Genomic DNA, 23,315 nt, shown 5'->3' on the forward strand with positions numbered 1-23,315 from the left:
CGTGCTACCTAACCACGACACACCCTCCTTTGGGTATATGTATCAAACAGTATTATTATAGCGATGTGAAAAAATCTCTGTCAATGCTATGAATTTGTTTCTTCTTTTTCTTTTCTAAAATTATCTAATCGAAATGTAACCGGTTCTTCGGAATCAAACCAATTAGGACCTCGATAAGCTTGGAGTGTTAACCAATTCATATAGTCATTTACCTTCATATGAAACAATTCAGCTACTAGCCAGTGATACCTAATAGTCTCAGGAATATCTATTCTTGGCAATTTTGACATAAAACAACCCCAAACATCTTCTTTTGTTACGTTGTAGCCAAACAATTTCCATTCTTCTGCCTTACTTGTTAGTACGATGTCCACTTTGTTCTTCCAAACTAGCCATTGCTGCTCATCCATCTCCAACCCTCCAAATATACAACGTTCATTATTTACCTTTAGAACCTAGTAGAAATGCTGTTGCTGCTCCACCAATAAATGTAAAGATGCTTGGAATTATTTGATAGGCTGAGGTGCTTTCAGGGAAAACAACAACAGTGGATCCAAGGACTAAACCAATGATCGCAGCATACGTTACATAATAATAGTTTGACAGCAAATATTTTATTAGCCTACTACTTACAAAAAAGCCTACGAGTACTCCCACCCCTATGACCAACAATATAGGGATATTAAATGTTCCAATGGCATTAATTGCTGTTTTGTAAGCCCCAAGAATCAGGAGAACAAGGGAACCACTGATACCAGGCAATAACATAAACATACTCGCAATCCATCCTGCGAAAAACAGGGTAATGGCATCTCCAAATGTCATAGTTTCTATTACTTGATGGTTCTCAGGAAGTAATTTCATTAATGCAACAATACCTGCTGCAATAACTAACGTTACATAATGAACCATTTTGAATGTTTTCTTCGCATTTGATTGTTTTAATAATAAAGGAAGTACCCCGAGTATTAACCCTAGAAAAAAGAAGCGAGTTGGCTCTTCAAAGTGATCCAGTAAATAACCAATAAGTCTCCCAAATCCTACAAGAGCAAGCCCCATCCCTACAGCGAGTGGTATTAAGAAGGTCAAATGCTTTTTCCAATCTTTACTCAAAACTCCGTTAATAGCAATAATTAATTGATCATAGATACCTAAAATGACTGCAATTGTACCACTACTTACTCCAGGTATTAGTTCCGTAATCCCCATCATTGCACCACGATATACATTTCTCCAATCCACAAATCAAATCCCCTAACATCAAAAATTATGTAACTACAGTTTTTTACTTTCCTCTTATCATACCAAAAATTGTTATAGAATAATTATATTTTTTTTAAACTTGTCATGCTTGGCCACCTATTTAGCATATATATCTTTAATGAATAAATCTATTGTTTTTATCCTTAAAACCAGAAATATTTGTCGTATATTTTGCTAAATTTTTCCTAATAGAAAGTAGGGGCTGTGTATGTCGAAGCAATCCTTTTTAAAAGGAGCGTTTATTCTCATTATAGCTGGACTCATAACCCGAGTTCTCGGTTTTATTAATCGAATTGTTGTTGCAAGAATTATGGGGGCAGAGGGAGTAGGTTTGTATATGATGGCCGTCCCTACTCTTTTATTAATTATTACATTAACGCAACTTGGTCTTCCAGTTGCAATCTCTAAATTAGTTGCAGAAGCTGATGCAGATCAAGACCGGGCAAAAATTAAAAAAATTCTTGTAGTATCTTTATCTGTAACTGGAGCATTAAGTATCGTTTTTACTATTATTATGATACTTGTTGCACCATTAATAGCAAGTACTTTCTTAACAGATTCACGTGCGTTTTATCCATTAATTGCAATTTCACCAATAGTGCCTATCGTTGCATTATCTTCTGTATTACGTGGTTATTTCCAAGGATTGCAAAACATGAAACCAACCGCCTATTCACAGGTCATTGAACAAATTGTGAGAATCACCCTTGTTGCCGCATTAACCACAGCATTTTTACCATTAGGGCTCGAATATGCTGCAGCTGGTGCAATGATCTCTGTTGTAATTGGAGAACTAGCTTCCCTTATTTTCATGATGATGATGTTCAAGTATAAAAAACGATTTAGAGTTCGAAAACAATTTTTCGCTTATGCAAAAGAAGGGAAAAGAACATTTCAGGATTTAATGGCTATTGCCCTTCCTACAACGGGAAGTCGACTCATTGGTTCCGTATCCTATTTCTTTGAACCAATTGTAGTAGCACAAAGTTTAGCGATCGCTGGAGTTGCAACAACAATAGCCACTGCTCAGTACGGTGAGCTTTCAGGCTATGTTATTCCCATGCTATTGCTTCCAACATTTATTACTTATTCCTTGTCTGTATCTTTAGTACCTGCCATAAGTGAAGCAGCACATCAAAAAAACTATGGTCTGATCCATCACAGACTTGCTCAAGCTCTGCGCTTAGCTCTTGTTTCAGGGGGTGCCGCTGTTGTTGTATTGTATGTATTCGCTGAACCCGTAATGGAATTAGTGTATGATGCACCCACAGTTGCAACTTACTTAAAGATCATGGCACCATTTAGCCTATTTTTATATTTCCAGTCACCTCTTCAGGCAGCCTTACAAGCATTAGGGTTAGCAAAAGCCGCAATGATCAATAGTTTTATCGGTGCTTTTGTAAAAATAGCAGCAATTTTTGTACTAGCATCACGTCCTGAACTTGGAATTATGGGCGCTGCACTTGCCATCGTCATTGGATTCTTATTAGTAACACTACTTCACTTTGCAACATTAGTAAAATCAATAAGTTTCACACTTCATATGCGAGAAATTATCAAAGTCCTTATTGCTATGGTCGTTTCTGGTTATGCTTCCTCTTGGATGTTTACGACAGTATTAGCTGGCCAGACCTTACTTGCTAAAACAGGAATTAGTATCATTATTGCAGGTGTTGTATACGTAATTCTAATCAGTGTTTTTGGATTAATCAAGAGAGAAGAAGCTAATAAAATTCCTGGGATCGGAAAGTGGTTTCGATAATTACTCTAGCTTCGAGGAAAAAGATGCAGAGCATAAGTGGAATTCCTCTGTAAGTATAGTCATGAAATTATAAAACCGTTTGAAATCAAAGACTGTAAATTTGATTTCAAGCGGTTTTGATTATTATGTCCACTGTTCATTTGTTCTTGTTCTTGCTTGAGCACTTCCTAGGATAATTAAAAATCACTCATCAATTAAATCAACAAAAAAACCCCCGTCTTTATTCATTGCACAATATGATACTTTTTTCGTGTCTCGAAATCCTAATTTCCGTAATTCCTGACGTAGCCATAATTGCGTTTTTCCCATTTTTTCTAAATGATCATGCTTAATTTTTCCATCAAGAATTAGTGGTAATGGTAAATAATGAGGATGTGGACTTTCTTTTTGACCTGGTTCCTTTTTAATAATGGATAAGTCGCCAGAGGGCTCTAGAATAGCAAATTCAACATCCGATAAGTATTTGATATCTTTTTGACGAAGCTGGAGCATCAAGTCATCAAAATTATATCTTTGTTTCCGCATTTCCTTTTCGTTAATTTTCCCTTTATTTATGATCACTGATGGCGACCCATCAATCAATTTTCGAAGCTTGTCGCTTTTTAAAGCTACGTACGCTAAAGTGATTTGAATGGACATAAGTACTATCATAGGAACTATTTGTTTTGCCATTGGAACGGTTTCGTTTTCAATGGAAAGAACAGCGAGCTCTGCTAACATGATGGAAATAACAAAGTCTACGACGGATAACTCACCAATTTCTCTTTTCCCCATAAAACGAAAGACAATATGAATAACGATATAAATGACAATTGTCCTTGTAATTATCGTTCCGAATTCCAAAGCTGAGCGCTCCTTCACATTCCATTTTGAACTTATTTTTTGCCGGAACAGCAAATACATGAGTGAGAAGGATTGGTAATTTGAAACGCTTCAATTTTCAACTAACAAAAAACCATGAACCACATCCTGATTATGGACGCAATTCATGGTATATTAGTCTGATAAGCCTCTCAACTTCTTCCGTAACTGCTATATCATTTTTCCAAAAAGCTACTGAAAATAGATCAAATACCGGAAGTAAATATAAATACTAGCTAAGACAAAGGATACAATTGCTGTAGGAGCACCTATTTTTAAAAAGTCCATATAAGTAAATGGTTGCTTTGCCTTCATAGCTAAACCAGCAACGATCACATTGGAGCTGGCTCCAATTAGTGTTCCATTCCCTCCTAAACATGCCCCTAAGGCTAACGCCCACCATAAAGGGTCTAAGTTGGTCATACCATAATCCTGGAACTCTAAGATGACGGGAATCATTGCAGCAACAAAAGGAATGTTATCAACAAATCCGGAAAGGATACCAGATGCCCATAATATTAACATTGCTGTCTTCGGTAAATCGCCTTCTGTGTAATAAATAATGGACTTTGCAATTTCATCAATAATCCCTACTTCTTTTAATCCTCCAACGAGCATGAACAATCCTACAAAGAAGAATAAGGTAACCCACTCAACTGTTTGAAAAACCTCTTCCGTTTTCTTTTCATCTTGTGTAAGCAACATAAGAAGTAGCGCACCAGCCATGGCGACACTTGTTAATTCAACATTGAGAAGAGGTTGAATGATGAACCCCACTGTTGTTAGCACTAGTACACTTACGGATTTAAACAATAACGATCCGTGTTGTAGATACCCTTTAGGGTCTACCTTCATTAGTTTTTGCCTGTTCTCCAATGTTACATGTAACTGATTACGATATAACAAGCAAATTCCAATCATAGTTACTATATAGATAATTACCACAATCGGACCTAAATGTATTAAAAAATCATTGAACGTTAAGTGACTAACAGCTTGACCAATCATCAAATTGGGAGGGTCTCCAATCAGAGTAGCTGTACCACCAATATTTGATGCAAGAATAGCTGATAACAAATACGGTATGGCTGAAATTTGAAGCATTTTTGTTAACGTCAAAACAATAGGCACAATTAATAATACCGTTGTGACATTATTTAAAAAAGCAGAACCTACTGCAGTTAATGTAGAAATCATGATAAGTAGTGCAATAGGTTTTCCTTTAATAAACTTCGCCATATACACAGCTATATACTCAAAAAATCCACTTTGACTCGTTATTGAAACCAAAATCATCATTGACAACAATAGAACAATTGTATGCCAATCAATGTGATCTAGAAACGCTGAGTTTAAATCTAAAACCCCTGTAAAAAGCATAAATACTCCACCGACACAAGCGATAAGAGCACGATTTATTTTTTCACTAATAATAAATACATAACTAATAATGAATATTACAAGTGCAAACATCCAATCCATTAACTTGTCCCTCCCCATTGATTCCATACATTGTATGAGTGAAGATGGACAAACATGTTTAAAAAAGATGACGTACTTTGCAAAAAAGCTCGTCTAAAATTTTGGACACTGAATATGCATAAAGTAAGAAAGTTTTAGGAGGAGGGATAATAGATATGCATCATCGGATTTTTAGTAGTGCGCTGTATGGAATTCTTACCATATTGATTCTTGTCATTGTTGCCAGTCTTATAAGTTCTACATTATTAAAATTTACGACCTTACAAGAATCAAGCTTTACTTGGATTCTGCTGGGTTTCTCTTTTTTAGCAGTGTTTATTGGTGGCTTCATATCAGGGGGAAGATCTGGGCAAAAAGGATGGATTGCAGGAGGGACAACAGCAATTCTTTATTCTTTGGTTATCTTTCTTGTTCAATTTCTCGGTTACAATCAAGGTTTTGACGGAGAACAACTACTCATTCATACAGGTTATGTACTTATTGCCATTGTTGGCGGAATATTAGGTGTTAATGTTAGAGGCGAATCTTTTTAAAAGACATTAGAAAAACCGACTTCCATTTAGGAAATCGGTTTTTATATTGTTGATGTAAAGAGAATTAATCTTTATTTAATACGTCACGAATTGCTTGACGATCAAATGTTAATTTTTGTCCATTATAAACGTCGATCACGATTTTTTCTTCATCAATGGCATCAAGTGTACCATGTAAGCCACCGATCGTAACGACTTTATCTCCCTTTTGAAGAGCTGCGTGCATTTCTCTAATTTTCTTTTGACGTTTTTGTTGAGGACGAATCAAAAGGAAATAAAAGATTGCAAACATTAGTAATAACGGTAGTACCGCACCAAATAAACCTTCCACTGAACTTCACCCCTTTCAGCCGATAAACACCTTTGCCTTTGTTTACAAAAGCTATCTTATTCATCAAATAATGGTTGTCTCTCCGTTCTATTTTAGACAAAAACTCATAGTAAAATCAATCAAAATCATATTTTGTGTATAAAAATCTTTTTTTATTAAAAGTTTTTTGCGTTTGGTTTGTTAAATCCGTACATCTCAAAGAACTCTTCACGATAGTCTAAGAGACGGTCTTCTCTAATTGCTTGTCGTACATTTTCCATCAACTTTAAGAGAAAATATAAGTTATGGTATGTTGTTAATCGTAGACCGAATGTTTCATCACACTTAATTAAATGACGAATATAAGCCCGACTATAGTTTTTACAAACATGACAATCACAGTTCTCATCTAATGGTCTAAAATCTCTTGCAAACTTTGCATTTCTTATAACTAAACGCCCGGTACTAGTCATTAGTGTACCATTTCTCGCAATTCTAGTTGGTAGCACACAATCAAACATATCAATTCCACGAATAGATCCATCCACAAGGGAATCTGGAGAACCAACACCCATTAAATATCTTGGTTTATTCGTAGGCATTAATGGCGTTGTAAATTCTAAGACTCTGTTCATTACGTCTTTTGGCTCCCCTACAGAAAGGCCCCCTATGGCATATCCAGGAAAATCGAGAGAAACTAAGTCATTTGCACTTTGTTTACGTAACTCTTCATATTCCCCTCCTTGAATAATTCCAAATAACCCTTGTTCGTCTGGACGAGCGTGCGCTTGTAAGCATCGTTCTGCCCAACGGCTTGTCCTCTCTACAGAAGCTTTCATATACTCATACTCTGCAGGATACGGGGGGCACTCATCGAATGCCATCATTATGTCTGGCCCAAGAGCATTTTGAATTTCCATCGCTTTTTCAGGAGATAAAAAGAGCTTTTCTCCGCTTAAATGATTGCGAAAATCTACCCCTTCTTCACGAATCTTTCTCATATCACTTAAGCTAAATACTTGAAATCCACCAGAATCAGTAAGAATGGGACGATCCCAATTCATAAACTTATGAAGTCCACCCGCTTCTTTAATAATTTCGTGCCCTGGGCGTAACCATAAATGATACGTATTACTTAATATAATTTTTGCACCCATCTCTTTTAGATCTTCTGGACTCATCGTTTTGACCGTTGCCAATGTTCCTACTGGCATAAACATAGGAGTCTCAAATGAACCATGAGGAGTGTGAACAATCCCCAGTCGCGCTCCGGATTGTTTACATGTTTTTATATGTTCATAAGTGATCGCTGCCACTTGCTTCACGTCCTTTTCCTTCTCGTTACTTATATAATCAGCATTGCATCCCCAAAGCTAAAAAAACGGTATCGCTCTTCAACAGCTTCATTGTACGCACGTAAAATATTATCTTTACCAGCTAATGCGCTCACTAGCATTACTAATGTTGATTTAGGCAAATGGAAATTTGTCAGTAATCCATCAATTGCTTTAAACTCGTATCCTGGAAAAATAAAAATATCCGTCCATCCAGATGAAGCATGAAAACTACCGGATTGCTGTGATGCAATTGTTTCTAACGTCCTTGCTGAGGTAGTACCTACTCCAATTATTTTTTTCCCTAATTTTTTTGCTTCATTTAGTGTAGATGCCGTTTCCTCTGTCATTTGATAAAACTCCGCATGCATTTTGTGTTCTTCTATATTATCTACAGAAACTGGCCTGAACGTTCCTAGCCCCACATGCAACGTAATAAAGACTACCTTCACACCTTTTCTTTCTACTTCCTGTAAAAACTTCTGTGTGAAGTGTAATCCAGCCGTGGGGGCTGCTGCAGAGCCACTATGTTTTGCATATACCGTTTGATACCTGTCTTTCTCTTCTAATTGCTCTTGAATATATGGAGGTAATGGCATTTCTCCTAGCTTGTCTAACAATTCATTAAAGATTCCTTGGAACTCAAATTGAATCTTTCTCCGTCCTTCAGGTAGTTCTTTTACACAAGTTCCGCTTAATAGCCCATCACCAAATTCTATGGTACTGCCGACTTTTAAACGTTTTGCGGGTTTTACTAGCGCCTCCCACGTATTGCTTTCTTCTTCCTTCAGAAGGAGTAATTCTATTTTGGCACCAGTTTCCTTTTTCACTCCTAATAGTCTTGCAGGAATTACTTTTGTGTTATTTAATACTAGAACATCCCCCTCATTTATATAATCAATTAAGTTAGGGAAATGTTTGTGATCAATTTGTCCAGTTTCTTTATTTAAAACTAGTAGCCTTGAGGCTGTTCGGTCCTTTAGCGGACTTTGTGCAATTAATTCTTCTGGTAGATAAAAATCAAATTGTGATACATCCATGTTTGCTGTCAACCTCTTTCTTTTTAAACATCCTGTTATCTAAATCGACCGATAATAAATAACAAAAATGACAATACAATACTAATAACAATGGAAGTTACGATTGGAAAATAAAAGGTAGTATTTCCTCGCTTTATAAAAATATCACCTGGTAATTTTCCTAACGAAATAAATTTCCCTCCAACTTGCCATATTATTCCTACAATGATTAAAAGAATTCCCGCGGTTACGAGTAGTTTTGGAATCTGAGTCAAGATCCCGGCACCTCCATATGAAAATGTTCATACGCATGAACAGTTACTATTCTCCCTCTTGGAGTTCTTTGTAGAAATCCTATTTGTAATAAATAGGGTTCGTAAACATCTTCAATAGTATGAGCTTCTTCTCCTATTGTTGCCGCAATTGTGTCTAAACCTACAGGTCCACCTCGAAATTTTTCAATAATATTCAATATTAATTTGTGATCTATATCATCTAAGCCTAATTGGTCCACTTGCAAAAGTTCTAAAGCATGTTGTGTCAAAGAAAGGGTTATTTCACCATCTCCTTTCACTTGAGCAAAGTCTCTCACTCTTCGTAACAATCGATTTGCTATTCGAGGAGTTCCTCTAGACCTTCTTGCAATTTCTACTCCTGCTTCATGATCAATGTCAGCATCCATCACTTCGGCTGTTCGCTCCACTATGTTCGTTAACTCTTCATGTGTATAATACTCCAAACGACTCACAACACCAAACCGATCCCGCAGTGGAGCAGATAGCATCCCAGCACGAGTTGTTGCCCCCACTAACGTAAATGGTGGAAGATCCAAACGAACAGAACGTGCTGAGGGTCCTTTGCCTATGACGATATCTAAACAAAAATCTTCCATAGCTGGATAAAGCACTTCCTCGACAGCTCTATTTAAACGATGAATTTCATCAATAAATAATACATCACCTGGCTCTAAAGCTGTTAAAATGGCAGCTAAATCGCCTGGACGCTCTATCGCCGGTCCTGAAGTAGTCCGTAAGTTTACTCCCATCTCATTAGAAATAATCATGGAGAGTGTCGTTTTTCCTAATCCAGGTGGGCCATATAAAAGAACGTGATCTAATGTTTCTTGTCGCATTTTTGCTGCTTCAATAAATATTCGGAGATTTTCCTTCACCTTTTTTTGACCAATATATTGGGTCAATGTTTGTGGGCGTAAACTTTGTTCTTCTATATCATCATGTTCCAGTGATTCTCCACTGACAATCCGGTCTTCCATTTTTATATTCCTCCAGACTATTACCCGTTCGTTTACCTTTGTAACATTAACTGAAGTGCAGCTTTAATATATTTATCAGTGGATAGCTGCTCTTTTTGTAAATTAGGTAAAACTTTATTAATTTCTCTATCAACATAGCCTAGTGCTTTTAATGCTTCAACTGCTTCATCTAAAGCACGATTTCCTTCTGTTTTTGAAGGAACATATTGTAATAACGCTTCATCTGATTCTAGGGTTAGTGATGGTATGAATTCCAATAGCTTCCCTTTTAAATCTAGGATTATTTGTCGAGCTGTCTTTTTGCCCACTCCAGGAAACTTAACTAAGAATTGTTCATCCTCATCTTCAATTGCTTGAACAACAAGCTTTGTTTCCCCTGTTGCTAATATGGCCAATGCACCCTTAGGGCCAATTCCTGAAACTTGTAAAAGTTTTTCAAATAATTTTTTTTCTTCTCGTTCTAAAAAGCCGTATAATTTAATTGCATCTTCTCTTACATGCTGATATGTATAAACTGTTATCTTTTCATGTAACCATTCTTGATAACGATATGGATTAGCGCAATAAATTAAATAACCTACATCATGTACGTCCAAAGTAATCGATTCAGTTTCTATATGCAATACTTTTCCAGTCAAACATTCAATCAAAGTACATTTCTCCTATTCCTTTTATAAATGAGAACACATATGCTTATATAGTAACACAATTAGAAAACCTTGGCTTATCGTATAGTACAAAAAGAGGGTATGTCAAAAGTTGAATTTTGACATACCCATTTGTTTAGAATTCACTAACTGCATATTCTTCAAACATTTTTATCACTTCTAAATAATGGTCTTTTGTTGAAACTGGAATTCCTTCTAGTAATTCACGGTGTAAGTGGCTTTTTAAACGACTAGTGTTTACTTGGAAAAATGATTGAATAACCTCGTTATCCATAGGTTTTCCATTATAGATATTTAAAAAGCCGTCCTCTGATAAACCGAAATATCCATTCATTTTTAATAATGGGGAAATATCATTCGTATCTTGCTTAAAAATTACTTTTCCCTCAAGTTGGTCAACAAGTTGCCATTCACCATAAAATGCCCAGAAATCTTCCATGGACCAAATAGTTTCTTCAACAACTTCCTCACTTACTTCACCATCTAAATAATGACGCTGTAATATAACTTCTACAGTCTGTGCATCAACTTGCGCTTCTTTACTAATTGATAAGCTTGCTTCTGAAGTTGCACTCACACTTATTCCTTGTAGTACAAAAATAAATAGAAAGGAACTCACAATTGTAAAAAATTTTAAGTACTCTGTACGATTCTTCCTTAATAACGTACATGAGAGACACATACCCATGACCCTCCTTGTTAATACATTCCATGTATAATATTTATTATTCATATGATTTCCAAGTGAATAGAGAAATATCCATACATTTGTTATTTTTATTTCCCTTAAAATATGAGTATTATTCCATTCAAAAACTATGCGTTGTCAAAAAAAAGCAGACAACGAAAAGTTGCCTGCTTAAATCAATTATTATCGACTTCTTTCAAATGGGCGCTGGATTGCATTTCCTAAGTCAGAAATCATGTCATTAAAAGTAGCACCAATTTCTTCAAACGGTTCACCAGCACGTAAACGATCATTCATTCCACGTATATTTCTAACATGTTCACGATCTGTAACAACATGAACATTTCTATCTCCTGTTAAGTTTCTAACGCGAGAGTTCACTTGGTTATCAATGTCATCCATGTCATCTCCATTTTCAACAGCGATAACTACATCATTTCCATGAACGATGACTTGAGAATTTCTAAATCCATCTTCCGTAGTGAGACGGTCTGAAATTCTTCTAGAAAGCCTTCCATCTTCTCCATTATAATATCCTGCCACATTTGCTTGGCCTGTATTTCCAGTACCATGGACATTTCCATTACGTGCAGTTCGGTGGTTAAAACCACGTGCACCATCAATTTGTCCATCTCTAGCACCAATACCATGATTTGTACGAGCTGTTCCGCTACCTATATCTTGTTTACCACGGAAATCGTTTAATACACCGTTCTCATCAACCATTCCAGCTCGGTCGTCTCCAGTAATACCTCGTCCAAAGCCACGGTGTTGTCTGTCTCCTCTTGCTTGAAACCCGGAAGTTGTGTTTCCAGTGCCTCGATTTCCAGTAATATCTGCTCCACGAGCACCTGTGTTATAGTCGTATGCACTTCCGAAATTTCTTTCTTCGTGGACTAAGCCAGCACCTTGGCCAATGTTACGGTTTGGTCTTGTTGCATAGTCTGCAGGATAGTTTCCATAGCCTGAACCACGGATACCTCTAGCATGATTGTAGTCACCGTATCCACCTTGTCCTACACCTGGGTACGCTTGTGAACCAGTAGTTCCATGACCACTATTCGCACCAAAGCCTGTTGTTCCTGCACCCTGGTTCTGATTCGTTGTATATCCTGTTCTTGTATCATTCATACCAGTATCATTTACATCACCACAACCTGCAAGACCTGAGAAAATCATACTCGCTGCTGTTAAACTAAGTGCTATTTTTTTCATTTATTCTTCATCCTCCTTTCACTCATTAGATTGCCTAGGATATGTTCTTTTGATGCTAACAGTTATAGGAAATCTAAGATAATCACGCTCATATAAACGAAAACAGACAATGAACCAAAATCGTCCATTGTCTGTTTATATAGTTTAGTCTTCTTGTTCATTGTCTATAAAATCTTCTCTTGGTGCATAGCCATATGGTGTTGGTGCTTGAAAATGCTGCTGTGGTACATGCTGTGCATGCGGTGCATATGGCTGTTGATTATACATATTTGGTTGTTGTTGGTAAGGATTCACGCCAAACCCATGTTGCAAAGCTCCCCCATGTGGATAAAACGGAGTAGTCACTTGTGGGTGATGTTGATATTGTGTTACATCTCCATACCCTTGATAATCATGATTTTCGTTATCTACATGATCATCATCCAACTCTGCTTTATTATCGTATGGATAATACTGTCCTCCTACAGGAGGTACTGGCGCTCCCTGCATTCCAGGTACATGTTGTACTCCGTGTCCTGGATGTGCATTTTGTGCTCCGTGCTGCATTCCGTGCTGCATACCATGTGCCGGATGTCCTCCATGCATTCCTGGTGCCCCATGTGGATATCCATACATAGGTTGAGCTTGGGGAACACCAGGATAAAACGGTTGTGGGTATCCTCCATAATTCGGTGGGCATGGAGGTGGACACGGCATAAATCCTTGTGGTGGTACTGGGTAACAGTCATCCATTGGTAGTGATTTCTTCGTTGGCAATGGTTTTGCCTTTACTTTTTCTACAGGCTTTGGAGGTAATTCTTTCTCCATCGGTTTTGGTTGTTCCTTAGCTATAGGTAATGGTGCTTCCTTCGGCTTAGGCATTGGTGCTTCCTTCGGTTTTGGCATTTTTGGTGGTGTCGGTATTTTTTCTGACTTCTGCTTATAAATATTAAAGTTCATATTCGTATTCTGTAAATGGTACGAAGGCGCATGCTGTGTTAAAGGAACCTGTGGTGGTGCTGGCATAGGAACCGGTTGTTCTTTTTCCTCTTTTAAAGATGGTGGCGGTGTTTTTTCTTTTGGTGCTTCTTTTGGAATTTGTTTCTCTTTTTTTGCTCCATAATCAACAGATGGCATTTGACTTTCCTTCTTTGCTTGAACACTTCCAGTAGGGATTTTTATTTTCATTCCTGGCATTATTTGATCAAAATTACTTAAGTTACTGTTAGCTGCCTTAAGCGATTCAAAATCCACTCCATATTTTTGTGCAAGCTTCCAAAGGGTATCACCTTTTTGAACAATATGAATTCTCACTTCTCTGATCCCTCCCATAAAATATCAATACATACTATGCTACGTTGGGCGAATCGTCACACTTTTTTTTTACAACACTACAATGTATGAAAAAATAAAGGAAATAGCACTTGATTTTTAAAGTTGAATCATTCACTTTTCATGTATCTTGATTATTGAATATGTTTTATTGGAGTTACAAATTACGTCTCAAAAACAGGTTGATTAGATGGATTTAGTTCCTTCCGAAAGAAATGTCGTTCTTAGATGAAAGAATTTACTTATAACGGGCGTTCATGAGTGCACGATCTCACCTTCTTAGCTATAGTTAAGCACACATAAGGTGATTATTGTTCGCTCATGCTAAAGGAAAACAAAAAAAGCATAGAGAAGGGAACACTGCCCTCTTTACTATGCCTTTAAGATATCGTTATTTTTTAATCGTAAACAAAGATTCCCATTGATAACATGGATAACTTCCCAAAACTTCGATTCCGCAGCCAAGTGCTTTTAATTCCTCTTGAACCCCTGGGATTAATACATCATCCATCTTCATATCTACATCAATGATAAAAAAATAATTTCCTAGACCAGTTTTCATCGGTCTTGACTCTATTTTACTCAAGTTAATTTTTCGCCAAGCAAAGGCTGACAATACTTGGTGTAATGCACCAGAAAAATCTGAAGGTAAGGTAATCATAAGTGTTGTTTTATGAGTCACTGTAGAACAATCAGGATTGAAATCTTCCAGTGAGCCTTTCCTTAACACAATAAAACGCGTCTGATTATTTTCATAATCATTAATGTTAGACCTGGCAATTTCTAAGTTGTATTCTTTCGCGGATATGATATTTCCTATTGCACCAGCTTTCCCTTCCTGCATTTCACTGATAAACCTAGCTGCTTCAGCAGTAGAACTCATGTATTCAATGTTTGCATTTGGCAAATATTCACGAAGAAATTGATGACATTGAGCAATTGCTTGTGGATGAGAATAAACAGTTTTTATTTCTTTCCACAAGGAAGCATGTTCCTTTTTCACTAACAAATTTTGATGAATGGGAGCAGTAACTTCTGCAACCATTGCCATTCTTTGATGATGGATTAGATAATCTAGAGTAATATTTACAGATCCTTCTATTGCATTTTCTAAGGGGACAACAGCACATTCCGCTTTGTCTTCCTTTACTGCATCCATACAATCTGGAATCGTCCGGAAAGGAATATGTGTTTCATTTGGGTAAATAGCTCGTGCAGCTGCCTCTGTAAATGAGCCTTTAGGTCCCAAAAAGGCTACGGTATGATTGGTCACAGATAAAATCTCCTTTCCTTATGTTCCTGAACCAATTAATTCAACTTTAACAACAGAATCTAATTGTTCTATTTTTTTTAATAAAATAGTTACATTATCATTCATTGCTGCCGTTTCTATGGACAACGTAATGGTTGCTCGTCCTTGTAATGGTATTGTTTGGTTTATTGTTAATACATTAGCACCTGTTTGTGCAATTAGAGATAATAACTTTGATAAAGTTCCTGATCGATCTTCCAGGTGGATAGATAGGGTAATAATTTTTTCTTTTACCATTGTATGGAACGGAAAGATACCATCCTTATATTTATAAAAAGCACTGCGGCTTAAATCCACTTGTTGTACAGCAACATTTATTTTTTCACATTTTCCACTTTCTAATAATTGCTTAGCCTCTACCGTTTTTAGCATTGCTTCTGGAAGCATATCTTCGCGAACTAGGTAAAATTGATCTGTTCGTTTTCCCACCTTATTCACCACCTTAATTGGTACTATTTATTCATTATAAAGACGAACATAACTATTGACAACAAAATTTACCTAAAAATTTTGAAAAAGCATACCTATTTCATTCACTAACATGTATGCTGATTAGTTAAATGGCTTTGTGAAACCTTAAGGCTCCCTCTTATGACTGAAATGCAATTGTTCTGCCAGATTAAAAGTGAGATCTTACACTTTTATATCTGGCAGGTTATTTGACCTTGAGCGAAGAACTGCCTGGATAGCTCCTATGCAGCTTTGCGAACGAGTTTATCGAGGTGCTAGTAGGCGCTGGAGCTGGACTTCTTACCATGACACAACTAGTTATATACAGGTCAAAAAAATATAGTACGCTTAACAACAAAAAAAGCAACCCCTAAAAAGGGATCGCTCCAACAAGATGTTATTCAACAAATTCAAATTCGTAGTTGAGAATACGTACCGTATCCCCATCCTCAGCACCTCGATCACGTAATGCCTGATCAATACCCATATGTCGCATTTGACGAGCAAATCGTTTGACTGAATCATCTCGATCAAAGTTTGTCATCTTGAATAATGTTTCAATCTCATGGCCTTCAATGACATAGGCACCATCATCATCACGGGAAATCTGGAATGGATCTTCTCGTTTATTAAACTTATAAACCACTCGTTGTTCAATTTGTTCCTCTTCATACAATGGAAACTCTGGTGTAGATTCCACTTTGTCCATTACTTCTCGTAACAGATTTGTTAAGCCTTTTTTTGTAACAGCTGATATTGCGTGAATGGAAACATCATCACCAATTTTTTTACGGAATTCCTCTAAGTTTTCTTCAGAGGAAGGAATATCCATTTTGTTAGCTACTATGATTTGAGGTCTTTCTGTTAGTCGAAGATTATATTGCTTCAACTCCTCGTTAATTGTTACATAATCTTCATAAGGATCTCTTCCTTCTAAACCACTCATGTCAATTACATGTACAATTACTCGAGTACGCTCTATATGTCGTAAAAATTGATGACCCAATCCAACCCCAGAATGAGCCCCTTCAATTAATCCTGGCAAATCAGCCATAACAAAGCTTCGATTATCATCTGTTTCAACAACCCCTAAATTTGGAGTGAGTGTAGTAAAATGATAATCAGCAATTTTAGGTCTTGCTGCTGAGACAACAGAAAGAAGAGTAGATTTCCCAACACTCGGGAAACCAACAAGCCCTACATCTGCAAGTACCTTTAATTCAAGAACTAAGTTTCTTTCTTCTCCTGGTTGTCCATTTTCTGCAATTTCTGGTGCTGGATTAGCAGGGGTTGCAAAGCGACTGTTCCCTCGACCACCACGACCACCACGAGCAATAACCGCCTGTTGTCCTTGCTCCGTTAAATCAGCGATAATCTTCCCAGTATCTTCATCAATGACAGTTGTTCCCGGCGGAACCTTCACTAACATATCATCTCGACTTTTCCCATGTTGGTTTTTAGGACGACCATTTTCACCTCTATCAGCTTTAAAATGACGCTGGTAACGAAAGTCCATTAATGTACGTAATCCTTCTTCCACAACGAAAACAACATTGGCACCTTTCCCACCGTCACCTCCAGCGGGTCCTCCATCTGGAACATACTTTTCACGACGATATGCAACCATACCATTACCACCATCGCCAGCTTTTACATATATCTTGACCTTGTCTACAAACATTTAGTATTTCACCTCGTTATTAGAAAAGCGCAAGGCGCACTCTCATCACCCAATGCGAATGTTCTGGACGATAAAAAGCATTTTTTTGCTTTTAATCGGGCAGGTTATTTGACACGAGGTGATGGCGCCTTGAGCTAGACATTGATTGATTCATTTATCTTTTGTAATTTGAAAAACATCAGTCATGGAATGCTACTCTTACATAACATCCGTGACCATCCCATTCCATTTTTGTAATTCCCTGATATGTCTCTCTTAGATTTAAAAAGGTTTCCTCTAATTTATCATCTATTTTAAGATACCCATCAAAGTCCAGTTCCAATTCAAAATTCCTAACATCCTTAAAAATGATTAATAATCGATTATCATTTCCGTAAACAGAGTGTTCATCTAGTATACTCACAATTTCATTCATGATACGTAAAACTCTCTCCTCCAATAGAGACCAGTCAGCTGTACCATCTACTAACTCAAATGTTAATAAATACGGATGATTTTCCCAATTAAAAGTTAGTAAGCGTTTCGCTAGCTTATCCATATTCATATTTGATAAGTCACTCTCATTTTTTGACTGTTGAATGACATCACGAATAATATGTTCCACTTTTTCCACTCTGCCAATATCTAAATTACCCTTAATAAGTTGGAGCTTATTAAGCCAATCATGTCGATAGTGTCGTAAAACATCTACGACATCCCAATCCCTATTCATTATGAAACACTCCCAAATTAATCAACTTCCAAATGATATCATATCACAGTAATGATGTTATTTAGTATTTATATAAAAATATTACTATAAAAGGTTAGTATCTTTTTTAGTAAATGGCAACTTTATCTCAAATTCAATCCAATTTTCTCGTGAATAACAAGAAATGGTACCATTATGTTTCTCTACAATTTGTTTGGTAATCGATAGTCCTATTCCTTTCCCTAGTTCCTTTGTGCTAACAAATGGATCAAATATGTTTTGTTTTATAGGAGAAGGAATTGGCGGACCATTGTTTGCTATAGTTAATTGAACACAGTCTTCGAGTTGTACCAAATTCACTACTATTTTACGACCAAACTCCTTCATAAGGAGTGCATCAATGGCATTCTGAATAAGCTTATAAAAAGCTAGCTTTAACTGATCTTCAATTCCATGAATAACGACTAGTTTTTCTAACTGTATATCAATTTGAATATCATTATCCTTTACAACAGGTTGGAAGGTGGTTAATGCATTATTAATCAATTCATTTAAGGAGATATGACTGTGGTGAAAATCTTGATGACTTTTCCCATGAGATAAATATAACATCTGATTCACTTGTTCTTCTAATTCTTTAATCTCCTGATTAATATAATTAAAATAAAGATCCTCTTCGGAATGTTTTTTCGATCTACTTTCTAGTAATTGAATAAACCCTTTGATGGAAGTTAAAGGGTTTCGAATTTCATGTGCAAAACTATTGGACAACTTCGATAAAATTTGTACTCTTTCATTTTTCAATTTATGTATTTCTCTATTTTTACCCATTAACTTAACTTCATTTTCCCGATGCATGTATATAGAATAGTCTCGATACAATTGTTGAAAAAAGTAATTTAATGCGACTTTCCCCTTTAGTTTATCCAACTCATCAATTATCTGTCTATCCATGTGATTATTAAGACTTTGATAGACTTTATCCAGAAGAGGAAGAAGCCTTTCATATGGAATCTTTTTCTCCATTTTTAACTCCACTAAACAAACAGTTCCTTCGTTTGTAACAGTATTCTTATTCCCTAAATAATCTAAGAATGTATCTATTAATTGCATAAATATAATTTCTACTTTTTCTTTATCTCCTGAAAATAAGTCATTGCTCTCCCGAATTATATCATTAATCTCCACTAAGATAAGAGGCTTAGCTTCTGATAAAAAATCAACTATTGTTTTTTCATGGTTTATCGTCACAATCTCTCACCTCTTTATCTTATCCAAACTTAAGTATAATGTAACTTGGCAATAAACGGCGAAAGAAATTTACGACAAAGACATGTGTTTTCTACGATAAAAACCAACCAGACGACAATTTTAGATAGAATTATACGTAATTCAACACCCCTTGTTCTAAATACAATTTACTTTTTTCTAAATTAATTTAATAAATTATAACTCAAAGTTGAATTTTACAAAAATTGATTATTTGTCGTTACCTGGAGAAAAAAAGTAAACGAAAATAAATGGAATACAAACCAATAAAGTAAGTCACACTAGATTATTACAGTTAATTTCTATCGTATATAAGCATTGAAAAATGAAAATTGTATTTTTTGTGAAATAATGAACAAATTCATTATTATGCTTCATTGATACAGTAAGATGTAGATGCAAGAGTTTACAAAAATTCAACGGAAGGGATGTTATGTAAAACTATGTTTTGGTTGCAATTTGTGGTTGTCCTTATTTGTATTTTTATTGGTGCAAGAATTGGTGGTATTGGTCTCGGCGTATTAGGTGGCGTAGGATTAGCTGTTTTAGCATTTGGTTTTCAGTTACCTCCTACAGCACCTCCAATTGATGTTATGCTCATGATTGTTGCAGTTATTACTGCAGCAGGAGCACTTCAGGCAGCTGGAGGAATGGAATATCTTGTTTCACTTGCAGAAAAAGCATTAAGAAAAAATCCAGAAAGAATTACGTTTATGGCACCAACAGTAACATATTTATTTACTTTCTTTGCAGGTACAGGTCACGTAGCTTATACATTACTTCCTGTCATTTCAGAAGTAGCACAGGAATCGAAGGTACGTCCTGAGCGCCCACTTTCTATCGCTGTAATTGCTTCACAGCAAGCGATTACTGCTAGTCCTATTTCTGCAGCAACGGTAGCACTTCTTGCCCTATTAGATCCATTTGGTATTACGTTGTTACAGATTATAGGTATAACAATACCTGCAACATTTATTGGTATTATGGTTTCTGCATTTTTCATCCGTAAAAAGGGTCTGGAGCTTGAAGATGATCCAGAATACAAGGCACGTATAGAAAAAGGATTGGAACCAATTCGCCAAGTACGTGAAGGGGAAAAAGTGACTACTAAGTCTAAGATTGCAGTTGGATTATTTCTATTCGGTGCTGTTCTTGTAGTGTTACTTGGAAGTTTCCCGGAACTGAGACCTACCTATACTGGAGCTGAAGGAAATACACAACTTTCCATGCCATATGCCATTCAAATAATTATGTTGACAATATCAGCATTAATTATTGTTTTCTGTAAAGCAGATGTTCAAAAACTAGCTACAGGAAGTGTATTTCGTGCAGGTATCGTAGCAGTCGTAGCTATTTTTGGTATTGCATGGATGGGTGATACGTTCATCCAGGCAAACATGGATACAATTCAAAGTGGAGTTCAAGGAATGGTAACAGCTTCACCATGGGTTTTTGCATTTGCTCTATTTTTAATGTCCATCCTCCTTAATAGCCAGGCAGCAACAGTTCGAGCTTTAGTACCGTTAGGTTTAAGTCTAGGCATATCACCAATTTTTCTAATTGCTATGTTCCCAGCTGTAAATGGTTACTTCTTTATGCCTAATTATGGCCCCATTATTGCAGCAATTGGTTTTGATAGAACTGGATCGACAAAGATAGGAAAGTTTGTATTTAATCACAGCTTTATGATTCCAGGTTTAATAACGTGTGTGTGTTCCGTTGCATTAGGCTTCCTACTAGTATTCTTATTTTTATAAAATAATAAAAACGCCCGTTGGAATTATATTCAGCGGGCGTTTATTAATAATACGACAATTAAGGATACTATTCTTTTTATCTTACTTCTTCAATTGGGAAATTATTTCTGTAACTGCCTGTTTCCCTTGGTCAATACAATCAGGAATGCCGATACCTTTATAGGATCCGCCCGCAATGTATACTCCAGGTAGGTCTCTCTTCAAACCATCATTTACTTCTGCCAGTTTCGTCGTATGCCCAACCTCGTATTGCGGCATTGCTTTTTTCCACCTAGTGACCTTATAAAACTCCGGCTTACCATTAATCTCCATTATTTTCCCGAGATCTTTTAGAACAACTTCTACTATTTCTTCGTCTGATTTAGAAACGATTGCATCATCCCCAGCACGCCCTACATAGCCACGCAATAGAGCATATCCAGGTGGTGTTGAATGCTCCCATTTCCTATGTGTCCACGTACAGGCTGTAATCGAATAATCCGTTTTCTTTGATACTACGAAACCAGATCCATCTATATCTTTTTTAATAGCTGTTTTTGGAAAACCAAGTACGATCGTTGCTACAGAAGTAGAAGGTATTTCTCCTAAATACTTTGAAAATGAATATTGTTCTAACACTTTATGAGTATTATGATGTGGTGTTGCAAGAACAATATAATCTACCACATCTGTTGTACCATCCTCAAAAGATAATATGTATTTATCTTCTTTTTTTTGTAAGTCTGTTAATTTCGCATTCTTCTTTACTGTTCCCTCTTCTAGTTGCTGCTCAACAGCATCAACTAGAGATTGTAATCCTCGCTTAAACGAAAGAAACATCCCTCTAGGCTTCCCTTTTTTCTCTTTCGGAGTACCGCTTTCTCGCTTGGCAATGGATGACTTCATTCCAACAATTAAACTACCATACTTCGCTTCAATTTGCTGAAAATGGGGGAACGTTGCTTTTAGACTTAATCGATCAATATTCCCTGCATATATACCAGATAATAATGGCTCAATCAACCTCTCCACTACTTCATTGCCAAGTCTCTTCCTAAAGAAAGTACCTAATGAAACATCTTCGCCATTTTTCATCACTTTCGGTAAAAATAAATCCCCTGCTGCTCTTGCTTTACCTGCAGGTGAGAATAATTTTGTACCTAAGAATGGGCCCCATTGTGTTGGAATTCCCATTATGGCACCACCAGGCATTGGATAAAGTCTTCCCTCGTGAAGTATATAAGATTTACCTGATGTATTATAAACTAATTCATCCCCTAGTCCTACTTCCTTCGCAAGTTGAGCAGCGCTTTGTTTTCGCGCCAAAAAGGAATCTGGACCTAATTCCATTACAAATCCATTAGAGTAATCTGTGTCGATCTTTCCCCCTAGTTTTGTGGAACCTTCGTAAAGGGAAAACTCAGCATCTATCTGATTATCTTGCAATTCCTTTTGTAAATAAAACGCCGCACTTAGTCCAGTAATTCCTCCACCTATTATTGCGATTCGTTTCTTTGCCATTTATTTATCTTCCTCTAAAAGTTTCTCAATAACAGTAGCCAGTGTATCAATAAACTCAGGTTTAGCATTCGGCATTTCTGGACGATAATATCCGACTTTCAACTCATCTGTAACCACTTTGCATTCGTAATCATTATCAAATAAAACTTCTAAATGATCTGCTACAAAACCAACAGGACAGTATACAAACGCTTCGTACTTATGCTTTTCATATAAATCACGAGTTAGGTCTTGTACATCAGGCCCTAACCAAGGTTCTGGAGTATTCCCTTCACTTTGCCAACCAATTTCGTAATGGGTAACTCCTGCTTTTTCAGCAATAAGAGCAGCTGTTTCCTTTAATTGATCAGGGTAAGGGTCTCCACTTTGTAAAATTTTCTCTGGTAAACTGTGAGCGGAAAAAATAACTACATGATTCGCTCTTTCTTGTTCTGTCATTTCTTCTCTCGTCTTAACTATTTGGTCTGCCCAATATTCAATAAACTTTGGCTCATCGTACCAGCTTTCTACACTTGTGATGGTAGGTCCATCAATTTTTTCTGATTCTTCTTTTGCTCGTCCATTGTAAGATTTCACACTAAATGTAGAATAATGAGGAGCTAACACGATGCTAACTGCTTCCTTTATTCCATCTTCTTTCATCTGATGAACTGCATCCTCAATAAACGGGTCAATATGTTTTAACCCTTGATAGGACTTAAATTCAATCGAATCAAATCGTGTATTTAACTCTTCTTCTAACTTTTTCGTCTGATCTTGAGTAATCTTCGCAAGAGGGGATATTCCACCAATTGCTTCATAGCGACCAACTAAATCATCCAATTGCTCTTGTGACGGCTTTCTTCCTCTCCGAATATGCGTGTAGTAAGGTTCCACTTCCTCAAGACTTCTTGGTGTACCATATGCCATAACTAATAACCCAATTGTTTTCTTCAT

General features: G+C 36.6%; 23 protein-coding genes. 3 read left to right on the forward strand and 20 right to left on the reverse strand.

Annotation, left to right across the window (positions count from 1 at the left end; genetic code table 11):
- Positions 1–86: 86 nt before the first annotated feature.
- Both ACERII_RS07765 and ACERII_RS07770 read right to left on the reverse strand, forming a co-directional pair.
- Complete coding sequence (locus ACERII_RS07765; RefSeq protein WP_373641327.1) at positions 87–410, reverse strand: post-transcriptional regulator; 324 nt, start codon at positions 408–410, stop codon at positions 87–89.
- 28 nt (positions 411–438) lie between these two features.
- Positions 439–1,242, reverse strand: coding sequence for a DUF368 domain-containing protein (locus ACERII_RS07770; protein ID WP_373641328.1), 804 nt, complete (start codon positions 1,240–1,242; stop codon positions 439–441).
- Between the two features lie 229 nt (positions 1,243–1,471).
- Here ACERII_RS07770 and spoVB point away from each other — a divergent pair, with 229 nt between their 5' ends.
- Complete coding sequence (gene spoVB, locus ACERII_RS07775; protein WP_373641330.1) at positions 1,472–3,025, forward strand: stage V sporulation protein B; 1,554 nt, start codon at positions 1,472–1,474, stop codon at positions 3,023–3,025.
- 183 nt (positions 3,026–3,208) lie between these two features.
- On the opposite strand, the gene ACERII_RS07780 is transcribed toward spoVB, so the two are convergent.
- Entirely contained in the window at positions 3,209–3,868 is a 660-nt protein-coding gene (locus ACERII_RS07780; RefSeq protein WP_373641331.1) for a DUF421 domain-containing protein, read from the reverse strand.
- 210 nt (positions 3,869–4,078) lie between these two features.
- Positions 4,079–5,368 carry an ArsB/NhaD family transporter gene (locus ACERII_RS07785; protein WP_373641333.1) on the reverse strand — a complete coding sequence of 430 codons (1,290 nt, stop codon included), beginning with the start codon at positions 5,366–5,368 and terminating at the stop codon, positions 4,079–4,081.
- A 155-nt stretch (positions 5,369–5,523) separates the two neighbouring features.
- Between ACERII_RS07785 and ACERII_RS07790 the strand changes: the two genes are divergently transcribed.
- Positions 5,524–5,901, forward strand: coding sequence for a TIGR04086 family membrane protein (locus ACERII_RS07790; RefSeq protein ID WP_373641335.1), 378 nt, complete (start codon positions 5,524–5,526; stop codon positions 5,899–5,901).
- A 64-nt stretch (positions 5,902–5,965) separates the two neighbouring features.
- On the opposite strand, the gene yajC is transcribed toward ACERII_RS07790, so the two are convergent.
- The 14 genes from yajC to ACERII_RS07860 form a co-directional block, all read right to left on the reverse strand.
- A complete protein-coding gene (yajC, locus tag ACERII_RS07795) occupies positions 5,966–6,232 on the reverse strand; it encodes a preprotein translocase subunit YajC (RefSeq protein ID WP_373641336.1) in 267 nt (88 codons plus the stop codon).
- 155 nt (positions 6,233–6,387) lie between these two features.
- Positions 6,388–7,527 (reverse strand): tRNA guanosine(34) transglycosylase Tgt, encoded by a 1,140-nt coding sequence (gene tgt, locus ACERII_RS07800; RefSeq protein WP_373641425.1) that lies wholly within the window; start codon positions 7,525–7,527, stop codon positions 6,388–6,390.
- A gap of 29 nt (positions 7,528–7,556) precedes the next feature.
- A complete protein-coding gene (gene queA, locus ACERII_RS07805; protein WP_373641337.1) occupies positions 7,557–8,585 on the reverse strand; it encodes a tRNA preQ1(34) S-adenosylmethionine ribosyltransferase-isomerase QueA in 1,029 nt (342 codons plus the stop codon).
- A 35-nt stretch (positions 8,586–8,620) separates the two neighbouring features.
- Positions 8,621–8,839, reverse strand: coding sequence for a DUF2905 domain-containing protein (locus tag ACERII_RS07810; protein ID WP_373641339.1), 219 nt, complete (start codon positions 8,837–8,839; stop codon positions 8,621–8,623).
- Positions 8,836–9,837: a Holliday junction branch migration DNA helicase RuvB gene (gene ruvB, locus ACERII_RS07815; protein ID WP_373641341.1), complete on the reverse strand. Its 1,002-nt coding sequence runs from the start codon at positions 9,835–9,837 to the stop codon at positions 8,836–8,838. The genes ACERII_RS07810 and ruvB overlap by 4 nt, the downstream gene beginning before the upstream one ends.
- 32 nt (positions 9,838–9,869) lie before the next feature.
- Positions 9,870–10,487 (reverse strand): Holliday junction branch migration protein RuvA, encoded by a 618-nt coding sequence (gene ruvA / locus ACERII_RS07820; protein WP_373641342.1) that lies wholly within the window; start codon positions 10,485–10,487, stop codon positions 9,870–9,872.
- Positions 10,488–10,620: 133 nt separating this feature from the next.
- Entirely contained in the window at positions 10,621–11,187 is a 567-nt protein-coding gene (locus ACERII_RS07825; RefSeq protein ID WP_373641344.1) for a BofC C-terminal domain-containing protein, read from the reverse strand.
- A 189-nt stretch (positions 11,188–11,376) separates the two neighbouring features.
- Positions 11,377–12,408, reverse strand: coding sequence for a YhcN/YlaJ family sporulation lipoprotein (locus ACERII_RS07830; protein WP_373641345.1), 1,032 nt, complete (start codon positions 12,406–12,408; stop codon positions 11,377–11,379).
- 144 nt (positions 12,409–12,552) lie between these two features.
- The gene (safA, locus tag ACERII_RS07835; protein ID WP_373641347.1) at positions 12,553–13,701 is read right to left on the reverse strand and encodes a SafA/ExsA family spore coat assembly protein; all 1,149 of its coding nucleotides are present in this window, start codon (positions 13,699–13,701) and stop codon (positions 12,553–12,555) included.
- A gap of 409 nt (positions 13,702–14,110) precedes the next feature.
- Positions 14,111–14,992, reverse strand: coding sequence for a prephenate dehydratase (gene pheA / locus ACERII_RS07840; protein WP_373641349.1), 882 nt, complete (start codon positions 14,990–14,992; stop codon positions 14,111–14,113).
- Positions 14,993–15,010: 18 nt separating this feature from the next.
- Positions 15,011–15,418 (reverse strand): ACT domain-containing protein, encoded by a 408-nt coding sequence (locus tag ACERII_RS07845; protein ID WP_373641427.1) that lies wholly within the window; start codon positions 15,416–15,418, stop codon positions 15,011–15,013.
- Between the two features lie 460 nt (positions 15,419–15,878).
- Positions 15,879–17,162 (reverse strand): GTPase ObgE, encoded by a 1,284-nt coding sequence (obgE, locus tag ACERII_RS07850; RefSeq protein ID WP_373641350.1) that lies wholly within the window; start codon positions 17,160–17,162, stop codon positions 15,879–15,881.
- A 178-nt stretch (positions 17,163–17,340) separates the two neighbouring features.
- Entirely contained in the window at positions 17,341–17,874 is a 534-nt protein-coding gene (locus ACERII_RS07855) for a Spo0B C-terminal domain-containing protein (RefSeq protein WP_373641352.1), read from the reverse strand.
- A gap of 84 nt (positions 17,875–17,958) precedes the next feature.
- Positions 17,959–19,104: a sensor histidine kinase gene (locus ACERII_RS07860; RefSeq protein WP_373641354.1), complete on the reverse strand. Its 1,146-nt coding sequence runs from the start codon at positions 19,102–19,104 to the stop codon at positions 17,959–17,961.
- A 461-nt stretch (positions 19,105–19,565) separates the two neighbouring features.
- On the opposite strand from ACERII_RS07860, the gene ACERII_RS07865 reads away from it, so the two are divergent.
- Positions 19,566–20,879, forward strand: a complete 1,314-nt coding sequence (locus ACERII_RS07865) for an anaerobic C4-dicarboxylate transporter family protein (protein ID WP_373641355.1) — start codon at positions 19,566–19,568, stop codon at positions 20,877–20,879.
- An 81-nt stretch (positions 20,880–20,960) separates the two neighbouring features.
- Here ACERII_RS07865 and hemY read toward each other — a convergent pair whose 3' ends face one another.
- Positions 20,961–22,379, reverse strand: a complete 1,419-nt coding sequence (gene hemY, locus ACERII_RS07870) for a protoporphyrinogen oxidase (protein ID WP_373641357.1) — start codon at positions 22,377–22,379, stop codon at positions 20,961–20,963.
- Positions 22,380–23,315, reverse strand: coding sequence for a ferrochelatase (gene hemH / locus ACERII_RS07875; RefSeq protein WP_373641358.1), 936 nt, complete (start codon positions 23,313–23,315; stop codon positions 22,380–22,382). It abuts the gene before it with no gap.

Origin of the sequence: Evansella sp. AB-rgal1, assembly GCF_041820985.1 — a bacterium.
Classification (GTDB): Bacteria; Bacillota; Bacilli; order Bacillales; family Salisediminibacteriaceae; genus Evansella.